Genomic DNA, 11,590 nt, shown 5'->3' with positions numbered 1-11,590 from the left:
CGTCGTGCTTGCGCACGCCATCACGACAGCGCTGCTGCGTGTTGAACTCGTCGATAATCGCCTGCGCTACGCGCTGTCGATCGTGCTGCCGGAAATACCGATCGGATCCGCCGAGGGCCTGAAGGCGGCCGCCAATGGCGATCGCGTCGCCGCGGAGCGGATTGCTGGCTACGCGCGCGAAACCCTTTTCATCGAACTTGCGGGCGCGCGTTGCCGGATGGGTGTCGTGCGCATCGGCGGCGCCGGCGCGACCGACGCCCGCGGCACCATCGAGATCGACTTCACCTGTAACGCTTCGCAAGGCCGTCTCGACATCACCGAGGACTGGAGCGCGCTTCTCGGCGAGCATTATCAGACCCTCGGCAATGTCATGACATCGAGCGGTGAGCGGCAGGTCGCTTTCCAGGAGGGCTCCCGGAAGGTGTCGCTTGATCTCGATCGCCCGCTCGCTACCGGCTGGTTCGACTTCATCAAGCTCGGCGTTGAGCATATCGTCACCGGCTATGATCATCTCCTGTTTCTTGTCGCGCTGCTTGCGACCGCAAAGGGCCTAGGGTCCGTGGTGCGCATCGTGACGGCATTCACCGTTGCCCACAGCGTCACGCTGTCGCTCGCGACCTTCGGCATCGTTACCGTCCCGGACCGCATTGTCGAGCCGCTGATCGCCGCGACCATCGTCTGGGTGGCCTTGGAGAATCTTCTTTTCATCGAGCCAGCCCGACGGCGATGGATCTGGGTCTTCGGTTTCGGCCTTCTCCACGGCTTCGGCTTTGCGTCGGCTCTGGGGGAACTGGATCTTAAGGGACGGGCCATTGTACGCGCACTGCTGGGATTCAATCTCGGCATTGAGATTGGGCAGTTGCTCTTCGTCGCAATGATCATGCCCTTGCTGACGCTAATGAGACACGGGCGCGGAGCTTCCCTTACGCCCCGGATCGCGTCGCTGGCAGTCGTTGCGGTCGGTACTTACTGGTTAGCCGAGCGCATTTTTTATTGGTGAAGCAGAGCGACATTTGCCAGCGAGGATTATTGCACGAGCGAAGCCCTTATCCGTCTTGCAACAGAATACGATTGCGAGAGGTGCTGAACCTTAACGGACATCTTCCTGCGCCGCACCATCAGCACGCGCCCCTTTCGGGTGACGACCAGCTTCGACGATTTCGCCATCACGACCGGCCCGGCTTCTATGCCTGCCTCCGTTGCCCCAGGATTTTGGCGAGATGCCGCTCAATTACGGGCAAATGATCGCCTTGATAATCCCATCGCGCCGCGCGACCTGCTGCTCGAAGGCGGCGGGCGTCTGGTCGAGCGAGAAGCGATGCGTAGCCAGCGGCGCCAGCTTGACCTGCCCGCCTTGCGCGAGCGCGATGGCCCGCGGATAGACCTCCGGCATGCGGCGCGAAAACTTGATCGACAGGCCCTTCCGACGCGACTCGGCGCCGCTCAGGATGTACTGATTATTGTCGGGGATGCCGACGAGAACGACCCGGCCACCGATACGTGCGGAGCGCGCGGCATGCTCGAAGCCGTGCGATGAGTCGGTTGCCTCGATCACCAGATCGACGCCGCGGCCTTCCGTGGCGTCCGCGACCTCGGCGTAGCTGCCGCAAGCCACGTCCGCCCCGAGGTCGCAGGCCAGCGCGGTACGCTGCTCGACGGGGTCAATCGCGATGATCTTCCCGCTGCCTGCGAGCCGCGCCAGCTGCACGAGCAGTAATCCCACCGGCCCGCAGCCGAGCACCGCCAAGGTTTCCAGAAGCCGCGGACGCGCCAGATCCATGGCATGGATCGCGACACCGAGCGTCTCCAGGATCGCCGCGCCGGCCGGATCGATGCTGTCAGGCACCAAATGCACGGCGGATTTTGGCACGCAGACGAATTCGGCCATGGCGCCGTTGTGGGGCGCGTAGCCCAGGAACTTCACATTGGGGCAGAGATTGGTGTGGCCGCGGTGGCACCACTCGCAATGGCCGCAGGGAATGGAGGGATCGACCGCCACCAGCGCGTCGGCCGAGAACCCCGCCTTGCGCGCCGAGTCCGGCGTGAGCACGCCTGAGAATTCGTGCCCCAGAACGAACGGCGTTACGCTGGTCGGACCGGTTGTTCCGCCCTCGAGATAGGAATGCAGGTCGCTGCCGCAAACCCCGACTGCCTTGACGCGGACGATGAGCTCGTCCTCCGCGAGCGGCCTCGGCTCGGGGATATCGAGGACGCGGATATCACGAATGTCCTGGAGCACCGCAGCGCGCATGTCGACGCCATCCTTCTGAGCAATTGTCTCGCCCATGTTACATATGTAACAGCGGGGAGACAAATGCTTTTGCGCGCCTTTCGGCGCACGTCCGCTGCGCGTGGACAGGGGTGCGCACGGCGCGGAATTAATAGCGGCGAGGGAACTTACGGCTATTTCTGCTTGTCGATCAGTTTCAGCGCGGCAACGGCGGTGTTCTCGTCGGTCACTAGCACCTTGCCGATCCGGCCCCGCAGCACCGACGCGATGATCGGCGCCTTGTTGGGCCCCCCGGCGATCAACATCGACGTAGGCACACGCGCCAGCTTCTCGAGCGGCATCGCAATGGCGCGGCTGTTGATGCCGTGATCGATAGGCCTGCCGGTCTTGTCGAGAAATTGCGCCAGGACGTCGCCGACGGCGCCTGCCGCGCGCAGATGCTCAGCGCGGACGTCCGGCGGCAGCCCATGCCGCATCAACAGCGAGCGCGGCGTCATGTCTCCCATGCTCAGGAGCGCAAGATCGATCCGTTCAACGCTGTTCAGCACCTCCTGATAGACCTCTTGAGCCAGGAAGGTGTCGCGCGAGCGCCGGCTGCTGACGAAGATCGGAGCGGCCAGATAGCTGCACTGGGCGTGCAGCCGGTGCGCGAGCTCGCCCGCAATCTCGAACGTGTTGAGCTCAAGTCCGCGTGACAGGCCGCCCATCATGGAGACGATGGAGAGTTCGGGATAGTCCGCCGGCGTGACGTAACGGATCGTCTCGCGCAACGTTGCGCCCCATCCGATACCGATGATGCGCGGCCGCTTCTGTTCGAGGAATTTCGAGAGATACGCTCCCGCCGCCATCCCGATCAGGCTGCCGACCTGCTCGGGATTCTCCGGGCTCGGGATGACGACGGCGTCCTCGAGGCCGCATTCCCGGCGCAAGCGATGCTCTAGCTCCGTGCAGCTCGCGAAGGCGGAGTTGAGGCGGATGTTGACGATACCGGTCTGCCGGGCATCCGACAGCATGCGGTTGACGCGGGCGCGGGTCAGCCCCAGCCGCTCGCCGATCTCGGCCTGGGTCAGGTTCTCCATATAGTAAAGCCAAGCGACCCGCAGGATGGTTTGATCAGTCACGGCGCAGCCCCCGCAGCGGCCCCAAGGCACAGTCAGACGTCGGCGGCATTTGAGGCGATCTTTCGGTGGTCGTCAAATCTGCGGCATGTGGATTCCGTCATGCGGGCTTCGCGCCCGGTACGCCATCCTCGACCACAAAGCTCGTCATCCGGCGCACGGCGCTTGCGGCGTTCTTGACGTCGTCGAGTGCCTCGAATCCCACAGTGCAATGCCGGGCGTCGAGCTCGACGGTCGCATAGCCGCGCTTGTCGCCGCGCGCATAGACCAGATGCGGATTCTCCGCCAATGCCTTGCGCACACTGGCTTCGCTCGGTCCGTCAGAGGTGATCGACGTGCCGACGAACTCGGTCGCGATGGTCGGGCCATCCGGGCGGGCGAAATCGTGCTTCAGATCGGCGGCAAAGAAGGCATGACGGTCGCCGCCGATTACGACCGGATTGCGCCGGCGATGCGTCACGAGCGAATCAAGGAGACGGCGGCGTGCATTGGGATAACCGTCCCAGCCGTCCATCCAGAAATGCGCGCCATCGTCCCCTTCCCTCTTGTCCGGCGCCATCAAGGTCTGCTGCGCGACGATAGTCCAGCGGCCGCGGCAGTCGCGCAGGCCCGCATCGAGCCATTGCTCCTGTTCGCGCCCCAGCATCGTCCGCGCTTCGTCCGTCCGGCCTGCACAGTCCGTCACCCAGGTCGGCCGCCCGCTTCCGACACACGCCGATGCCGAACGATATTGCCGATCGTCGAGCAACAGCACGTCGAGCATGTCGCCGAAGCGATAGTGCTCGTAGATCGTGGCGTCCGCGCCGCGTGGACGCGCCGAGGGCGGCAGCGGCATGTGCTCGTAATAGGCCTGATAGGCGGCCGCGCGGATCTTCAGAAACTGAACAGCATCGCGCACCGTGTAGGAGCGATCGTTGGCATAATCGTCCATCACCTCGTGATCGTCCCAGACCGAGAGCCAGGGAAAGGCGGCGTGCGCCGCTTGCAGGTCGGGATCGCTCTTGTAGAGCGCGTAGCGGTTGCGAAATTCCTCGAGCGTGGTCGGAATTCCGACGCCGTGCTGGCGGACGTGGCGCGATCCCCAGGATTTCTCATAGATGTAATCGCCGAGATGCACGACGAGGTCGAGATCGCGTGCGGCCATGTCGCGGTAGGCGGCAAAATAGCCTTGCTCGTATTGCTGGCAGGATGCGAAGGCAAAACGGAACGACCGCTCCGACCCCGCGGGCGCGGTTCGGGTGCGGCCGACCGGGCTGAGCGCCGGCCCGACGCGGAAGCGGTACCAGTAAACCCAGTCCGGCCGCAGCCCCGTCGCCTCGACGTGCACGGAATGCGCCAGCTCTGCGGTCGTCCGCACGATGCCGCGCGAGGCGATGCGCGAGAAGGCCTCCTCGTCGGCAACCTGCCATTCAACGTCCACAGGCGTGGGCCCCATGCCGCCGCCCTCGAGCGGCTGCGGCGCAAGACGGGTCCACAGGGTGACGCGATCCTCCCGCGGGCATCCGGAGGCAACACCGAGCGTGAAAGGATCCGCGTCAAACGAAACCGGCGCTCCCCGCACGAACCCGGCGGGCGCAGCCAACGCGGCGCTCGCCAGCGACCCCACGAGAAAGCGACGGCGGGGAATCATGCGCGGGCCGGCGCCGTTTCGAGCTTGCGACGGATGCTAACGGCGAGATCCGGCCGGTCGGTCGTGATCTGCCGCACCGGTTGGCCCAGCCAGTAGCTGATATCCTCGGGCGTGTTGGTCACCCACGCACCGATTCGCGCCGGACCGAGGATGCCGAGCGCCAGCGGCATCGCTGGCATCAGCAGTGTCTTCTCGATGGCCACGATGCAGTCGCGAATTCTGGCGAACCGCTCGAGCGCCGGCTTGATCCCGCCCATCATCTCGGCCGAGCGGCGATCGAGCGAAGCCAGCACCTGCGCGTCCGGTGCCTGCTTGCGGACGGTTTCGATCACCTCGGGGACGAAGCAGGTCAAGATCGCCCGCCGCTGCAGCCCGCGTCGCCTGATCTCCTCGATCAGCTTCGCCTCGAGTCCCTGGTAGACGTTGCCCAGGGCATCAGTCTTGATCTCAATTTGCAGCTCGAGCGCCGTATCGCTGAAGACGTCGAGCACCTCGCCGAGGGTCGGAATGCACTCGCCGCCAGCATCGCGGAGCTGGATCGAGGTCAGGTGCTTCAGGCTGCGCTCGCCGACTGGGCCAGTGCCATGCGCGGTACGGTCGAGTAAGGGGTCGTGGATCACGACGATGCCACCGTCTGAGCTCTGGTGGACGTCGAACTCTACCGCGTCGGCGCCAAGGCCATAGAGGTTACGGAATCCGAGAATGCTGTTCTCGGGCCAAAGGTCACGTGCCCCGCGATGACCGGCAATGATAACCATGATCAGTTCCTACTTGCTGCTGTCGACAAGACCCTTGATGAACCAGCGCTGCAGCAGCAGGACGACCAACACCGGCGGCAACATCGTGAGGAGCGCACCACTCATCGCGATGTTCCAGGCCGGCTCGCTGTCGGAGCGAGGGATCAGGCCCTTCAACGCAATGACCGCCGTTGCCATGTCCTTGTCGGTCGTGAACAGCAACGGCCAGAGATACTGATTCCAACCGAACAGGAACAGGATGATGGCGAGCGCGACCATGTTCGGCACGGAGAGCGGCAGCAGGATGCTCCAGAAGAAGTGTAGCGGCGAGGCGCCGTCCAGCCTGGCAGCCTCGCATAGCTCCTCCGGGATCGTCAGGAAGAATTGGCGAAAGAGGAATGTGGCAGTGGCTGAGGCGATCAGCGGGAGGACCAGTCCGGGATAGGTGTTGACCATATTCCATTCGAGCGCGATCGCGACCTCGTGCCCGCTGATCCAGGCCCAGAGATCCGCGACATGCAGCGCATCCAGAAGCCATTGCAGCGGCAGCGCCGCATTTGCCACGGCTTCGAAGGTCGGCACGATGCGAACCTCGATCGGCAGCATCAGGGACGTGAAGATGAGCCAGAATGCGAGCATTCGGTAGCGGAACCGGAAGTAGGTGATCGCGAAGGCCGAGAGCAGTGAGACCGCGATCTTGCCGGCCGTGATGCCGAGCGCCACGATAACCGAATTGGCGAAAGTGCGGCTGAAATTGCCCTTGCTCCAGGCCAGTTGCAGATTGTCGAAAAATTGACCTCCCGGCAGCCACGGCAAGGGCACCTTCTGCACCTCGGCCACGGTGAGCGAGCCGGCCACGAACGCGAAATACAGCGGCACGCAAACCATCAGCGCGCCGGCGATCAGGATCGCGTGGCAGATCACGTTGAGGACCGGCGAGCGTTCGACCATCCGGCTAGACCCCGTAATTGACCTTGCGGTCGAAATAGCGGAATTGCAGCAGCGTGCAGATCAGCGCAAAGCTCATCAAGAGAACCGATTGTGCGGCCGAAGAGCCGAGATCGAGATTGACGAAGCCGTCGACAAAGACCTTGTAGACCAGAATGTTGGTCGCACCGGCCGGGCCGCCTTTGGTCACTGCATCGATGATGGCAAAGGTTTCGAAGAAGCCATAGATGAAGTTCATCACCGTGAGGAAGAAGATGGTGGGCCCGAGCATCGGCAGCGCGATCGCGACGAAGCGGCGGATCGGACCCGCGCCGTCCACGGCGGCAGCCTCCATCAGCGACACCGGCACCGCGAGCAATCCTACGACCAGAAAGATGTAGTCGTAGCAGATGTGCTTCCAGGATGCTGCGAGCGTCACCAGAATCAGCGCATCGGTGGGATTGAGATTGGGGTCCCATGCAATGCCGAAACCGTGCAGCACCTGCGCGAGCGGGCCAACCGCCGGATTGAACAGGAAGGCCCAAAGGATGCCGGCGATCGCCGGCGCGATAGCATAGGGTAGCAGGATGATCGTGCGATAGGCCGAACGGCCGCGTACGATCCTGTCGGTCGCAAACGCCAGCACCAGCGCGCTGGTCAAGGTGAGCACGTTCTGCGCCACCGTGAACCAGAACGTCACCGTGATCGACTGGCGGTAATCGCTGCTCGCAAGCAGCGTCTTGAAGTTGTCGAACCAGACGAACTGGACGTTGGTCCCGAAGGGATCGCTGAGCAGGACGGATTGCATCAGCGCTCGCAGGGACGGAATGAAGAAGAAGAACAGCAGGATCAGCAATTGCGGCAGCAACAGCAGCATCGGCAGGCCGGGACCGTCGCCGAAATTGGCGCGCTTCAGTCCGGCCTCCTCACGCTGCCGCGTTCTGCTCGACCGTCGTGGGGTGCCGGCGAGTGCCGCCGGCACGGCCTTGGACCCGCGGCCCCCGTGCCTTCCCTGCAGCACGGGTGCGCGTGCCTCGCGCCACGGGATCGACAGGCGCAACGTCATGGACGCTCAGTTTCCGGAGTCTTCCCGGCGTTGAGTTTCTCGAATTGCCGCAGGATCTCGTTACCCCGCTTGACGGCGTCATCCATGGCCTGCTGCGGCTGCTTCTGACCGGCGAACACCGCCTCGACCTCCTGGCGCTGGGCCAGCATCGTCTGCACGAAGTTGCCGAAGCGGAAGCCGCGCGAATTCTCGTTCGGTGTGCCGCGCGAGAGCTGCAGCACCGCGATCTCCCGGGTCGGATGATCCTTGTAATAGCCACGTTCGCGCGCGAGCGCATAGGCGCGGTTGGTGGCGGGAACATAGCCAGTTGCGCCGTGCCACCAGACCTGGGTTTCCGGCTGCGCGACGAAATCCAGGAAGGCCGCGACGGCCTCGTATCGCTCCGGTGTGTGGCCCTTCATGACCCAGATGGCCCCGCCCCCGATGGTGCTGTTGAGAGGCGGATTGATGTCGCTCTCGTGCGGTAGGAAGGTGGCGCTCCAGTTGATGGTCGCGTTGCGCTCGATGTTGCCGTGTGATGCGGTCGAATTGACGAAGGTCGAGCACCGGCCCGACGTGAACAATTGTTCGGGACTGAAGCCCTGGCCCGCGATCTGCATCACACCGTCATCGAGCCATTTCTTGAGCCGCGCGACTTGCGAGACTACCTTCGTCTTGTTGTAGACGAACTCGGTACCGAGCCCGTCGAAACCGTTCGCGAGCGTACCGTAGGGCTGATTGTTGATGGCGCTGTAGTTCTCGAGCAGGCTCCAGTAGAAATCGCCGGGCAGCACTGTGCCGCACTCGCTGATCCCCTTGGACTTGATGGCGTAGAGCTGCTTCTCCAACTCCTGCCAGGTCTCGGCTGGCTTGTCGAAGCCGGCCTTCTGGAAGTGATCCTTGTTGTACCAGAAGATCGGCGTCGACGAGTTGAAGGGCATCGCCGACATCCGGCCCTTGTAGCTCCAGAAGCTTGCCACGGGTTTGATGAAGTCCGAGAAGTCGATCTTGTAACCCTTCTGCTCCACCAAATCCTGCACGGGGACAATGGCTCCTGACAGCAGCATCGTCATGTAACCGCGCTCGGCGATCTGCACCATTTCCGGCGGCCGCTTGGCGCGATAGGCGGCGATCACCCCGTTGGTCACCTCGTCATAGTTCCCTTTGGCGACCGCGACGACCGTGTACTTGTCCTGCGAGGTGTTGAACTTCTCGACCAGCTCATTGAGCCGGTCGCCGAGGACGCCACTCATGGCATGCCACCACTGGACCTCGACCCGCGCCTGCGCCGGACCAACCAATGCCAACGCGCCGAACAAGGCCGCAATGAATGCGACTTTCCTACCCATGGGCAGCCCTCCCTAGCCCGCCAAAATGCGGTCCTATACATTTGTATTTCTATCATGACATATGTGTCGATATGATGAAAGGGCTCGAACGCCCTCTCCTGCGTAGGCAGCCACCTCGGATGCAAACCGCGCCTGGGTAGGTCCGGTCCAGCTGGCAATGGGGCTACGAAGCGCTTCGAATTGCCCGGCCGACCTTCTGCAGGGCCTCGAAGGCGGAAAAGCGCCGATCGACCCAGTCCGCCAGAGCAGCCTGAGGTCGAGAAATGTCTCCCAGAACCGACATCGCCTGCATCGCCTCGCCGAGATCGGCATGGTCGCCCGAGGCGACCGATCCAAGCATCGCGGAGCCGAGCAGGACGGCTTCCGGGGATGCCGACGCGGCGACCGTCAGCCCCGTCATATCGGCGAGGACTTGCCGCACGAGGGGACTCTTTGCGGCACCACCGCTGACCACCATCGTATCGACCGCAATGCCCTTCTCTTGCTGAGCGCGAACAATCTGCTTCGCCCCGCAGCCGAGACCGCACAGCCCGGCGAGATAAAGCGCCAGCAGGCTCTCCAGATCCGAGCGCATATCGAGCCCGGCAATCAGCGCACGCGCATCAGGATCTGCGAACGGCGCGCGATTGCCGAGGAATTCGGGGACGACATGAATCTCGCCGACCAACTGCGGAATCATTCCGGCACCGCCGCGAGATTCGGTTTCCGAGGCAAGCCAATCCGCAAGCGTCTGCCGCTTCTGGCGTGCAGCCTGTGCCGCTTGCGAGGAATGCGGATGCATCTGCAACAGATGCTCGATGGCAGCGCCGGCGGCCGACTGCCCGCCTTCATTGAGCCAAAGTCCGGGCACCATGGCGGAGAAATAGGGTCCCCACACGCCGGGCACGAAAGACGGATCCGGCGTGGTCGTCATGGTACAGGCGGACGTTCCGAACACATAGGCCATGCGCGTGAGCACCGTGCCCGCCGTACCGCGCGCGCCCACCGTACCAACACCGCCGGCATGAGCATCGATGAGGCCAGCGGCGACCGCCGTACCCGCGGTGAGGCCGAGATGGGCCGCGGCCTCCGCCGTCAGACCCGCCGCCAGTTTTGTTCCGCCGGGCACGATCTCGGTGCCGATCCTGCGAAACTGCTCGTCCGCCAGCACGCCGAGGCCGACCTTGCGGAAGAATTGATCGTCCCAGCGGGCTTCGTGACCCAGATAGGTCCACTTGCAGGTCACGGTACAGATGGAGCGAGACAGGCTCCCTGTCGCACGCCAGGTGAGAAAGTCCGTCAAGTCCATGAACTGCCACGCACGGGAGAATGTGTCAGGCATGTTTTCCGCGAGCCACAACAGTTTTGGCGTCTCCATCTCCGGTGAGATCGTTCCGCCGACATAGTCGAGAACTTTTTCGCCCGTCTGATTGATCCGGCGCGCCTGATCGGCGGCGCGGTGATCCATCCATACAATGATGTTGCGCTCAGGATCGCCGGACGGGCCGACGGGCAGCGGCGCGCCTCCCTCGCCCAGCACCACCAGGGAGCAGGTCGCGTCGAAGCCGATTCCCGCGATGCTGTCCGGAGCGATGCCGGCCTGTACCACCACGCCACGCACGCTGCGGCACACGGCACGCCAGATATCCTCGCTCGACTGCTCGACGATGTCGCCGGCCTCCCGCCAAAGTGCGATGGGTGCGCTGTCACTCGCAAGGAGCGCACCGAAGCGGTCGAACACGCCGGCCCTTGCGCTGCCGGTGCCGACATCGATGCCGAGAAAATGGCGGTTATCGGATTGCTTGGCCATGGATCGCCGGTCGGAGAATGCTACAGATCGTTGCTCTGCGGCAGAATGACGAGGTCGCGGATGGTGACGTTTCTCGGACGGGTCAGCATAAAAAGCACCGCCTGCGCGACTTCCACCGGCTGCATCAAGCCCCCGGCCGCCATTTCCTCCTCGATCTTCGCCTTGGGCCAGTCCTTGATCAGCGCGGTCACGACTGGACCGGGCGCAACGGCGCCGACGCGCAAGCCGTGTTTGGCGACCTGGCGGCGCAGCGTATGCACGAAAGCCTGCACCGCGTGCTTGGACGCCGTGTAGATCGGCTCCCAAACGACGGGGACGAGACCGGCGATCGAACTGGTGACGATGATGTCGCCGCTCCTGCGCTCGACCATGTGCGGCAGCACCGCATGGACCGACCGGAACAGCGCATTGATGTTCAAATTGAGCATGCGGTCCCAGGCGTCGGGATCGCCGCCAAGCACCTCGCCGCCAACATAGGCGCCTGCGTTGGCATGGAAGATGTCCAGCCGGTCCGCTTTCTCCAACACCTGCGGCATCATGGCCTTCATGCTCTGAGGATCGGTCAGATCGATACGCAACGGGATCGCCTGGTCGCCCAACTCGGCGCAGGCGCTGCTCAGCGCCTCCTCCGCCCGATCGATCAGCACCACCCGCGCGCCAGCCCCGATCAATGTTCTGGCGCATTCGAGACCGATGCCCGATGCGGCGCCGGTGATCGCGGCAACCTTTCCTGCTAGTTCCTGGGCCACGGCTTGTCCTTCTTGT

General features: G+C 63.8%; 10 protein-coding genes. 1 reads left to right on the top strand and 9 read right to left on the bottom strand.

Annotated features, from left to right (window positions below; all coding sequences use genetic code 11):
- Positions 1-4 precede the first annotated feature (4 nt).
- Positions 5-1,000 carry a HupE/UreJ family protein gene (locus IVA98_RS37285; protein WP_247305163.1) on the top strand — a complete coding sequence of 332 codons (996 nt, stop codon included), beginning with the start codon at positions 5-7 and terminating at the stop codon, positions 998-1,000.
- A gap of 231 nt (positions 1,001-1,231) precedes the next feature.
- Here IVA98_RS37285 and IVA98_RS20150 read toward each other — a convergent pair whose 3' ends face one another.
- From IVA98_RS20150 to IVA98_RS20110, 9 genes are all read right to left on the bottom strand, one after another.
- Positions 1,232-2,287: a zinc-dependent alcohol dehydrogenase gene (locus IVA98_RS20150; protein ID WP_247305161.1), complete on the bottom strand. Its 1,056-nt coding sequence runs from the start codon at positions 2,285-2,287 to the stop codon at positions 1,232-1,234.
- 116 nt (positions 2,288-2,403) lie between these two features.
- Positions 2,404-3,351 (bottom strand): sugar-binding transcriptional regulator, encoded by a 948-nt coding sequence (locus tag IVA98_RS20145; protein WP_247305158.1) that lies wholly within the window; start codon positions 3,349-3,351, stop codon positions 2,404-2,406.
- A 97-nt stretch (positions 3,352-3,448) separates the two neighbouring features.
- On the bottom strand, positions 3,449-4,978 hold the full coding sequence (locus IVA98_RS20140) for an alkaline phosphatase D family protein (protein WP_247305156.1): 1,530 nt from the start codon (positions 4,976-4,978) through the stop codon (positions 3,449-3,451).
- The gene (locus tag IVA98_RS20135) at positions 4,975-5,736 is read right to left on the bottom strand and encodes a glycerophosphodiester phosphodiesterase family protein (protein ID WP_247305153.1); all 762 of its coding nucleotides are present in this window, start codon (positions 5,734-5,736) and stop codon (positions 4,975-4,977) included. Before IVA98_RS20135 ends, IVA98_RS20140 begins: the two co-directional genes overlap by 4 nt.
- 9 nt (positions 5,737-5,745) lie before the next feature.
- Positions 5,746-6,666, bottom strand: coding sequence for an ABC transporter permease subunit (locus IVA98_RS20130; RefSeq protein WP_247305150.1), 921 nt, complete (start codon positions 6,664-6,666; stop codon positions 5,746-5,748).
- A 4-nt stretch (positions 6,667-6,670) separates the two neighbouring features.
- On the bottom strand, positions 6,671-7,519 hold the full coding sequence (locus tag IVA98_RS20125; RefSeq protein ID WP_247305639.1) for an ABC transporter permease subunit: 849 nt from the start codon (positions 7,517-7,519) through the stop codon (positions 6,671-6,673).
- Between the two features lie 185 nt (positions 7,520-7,704).
- On the bottom strand, positions 7,705-9,036 hold the full coding sequence (locus tag IVA98_RS20120) for an extracellular solute-binding protein (RefSeq protein ID WP_247305147.1): 1,332 nt from the start codon (positions 9,034-9,036) through the stop codon (positions 7,705-7,707).
- Positions 9,037-9,199: 163 nt separating this feature from the next.
- Complete coding sequence (locus tag IVA98_RS20115; RefSeq protein ID WP_247355371.1) at positions 9,200-10,825, bottom strand: FGGY-family carbohydrate kinase; 1,626 nt, start codon at positions 10,823-10,825, stop codon at positions 9,200-9,202.
- Between the two features lie 20 nt (positions 10,826-10,845).
- On the bottom strand, positions 10,846-11,574 hold the full coding sequence (locus IVA98_RS20110) for an SDR family oxidoreductase (RefSeq protein WP_247305141.1): 729 nt from the start codon (positions 11,572-11,574) through the stop codon (positions 10,846-10,848).
- Positions 11,575-11,590 lie beyond the last annotated feature (16 nt).

Source organism: Bradyrhizobium sp. 160 (genome assembly GCF_023073735.1).
Lineage (GTDB): Bacteria > Pseudomonadota > Alphaproteobacteria > Rhizobiales > Xanthobacteraceae > Bradyrhizobium.
The sequence above is the reverse complement of the archived record's forward strand: the minus strand, read 5'-3'. Positions and strand labels throughout refer to the sequence as shown.

Coding starts and splice junctions, on each gene's coding strand:
- IVA98_RS20150 (WP_247305161.1), bottom strand. CDS start 2,287: ATGGGCGAGACAATTGCTCAGAAGGATGGCGTCGACATGCGCGCTGCG.
- IVA98_RS20140 (WP_247305156.1), bottom strand. CDS start 4,978: ATGATTCCCCGCCGTCGCTTTCTCGTGGGGTCGCTGGCGAGCGCCGCG.
- IVA98_RS20135 (WP_247305153.1), bottom strand. CDS start 5,736: ATGGTTATCATTGCCGGTCATCGCGGGGCACGTGACCTTTGGCCCGAG.
- IVA98_RS20130 (WP_247305150.1), bottom strand. CDS start 6,666: ATGGTCGAACGCTCGCCGGTCCTCAACGTGATCTGCCACGCGATCCTG.
- IVA98_RS20125 (WP_247305639.1), bottom strand. CDS start 7,519: ATGCTGCTGTTGCTGCCGCAATTGCTGATCCTGCTGTTCTTCTTCTTC.
- IVA98_RS20120 (WP_247305147.1), bottom strand. CDS start 9,036: ATGGGTAGGAAAGTCGCATTCATTGCGGCCTTGTTCGGCGCGTTGGCA.
- IVA98_RS20115 (WP_247355371.1), bottom strand. CDS start 10,825: ATGGCCAAGCAATCCGATAACCGCCATTTTCTCGGCATCGATGTCGGC.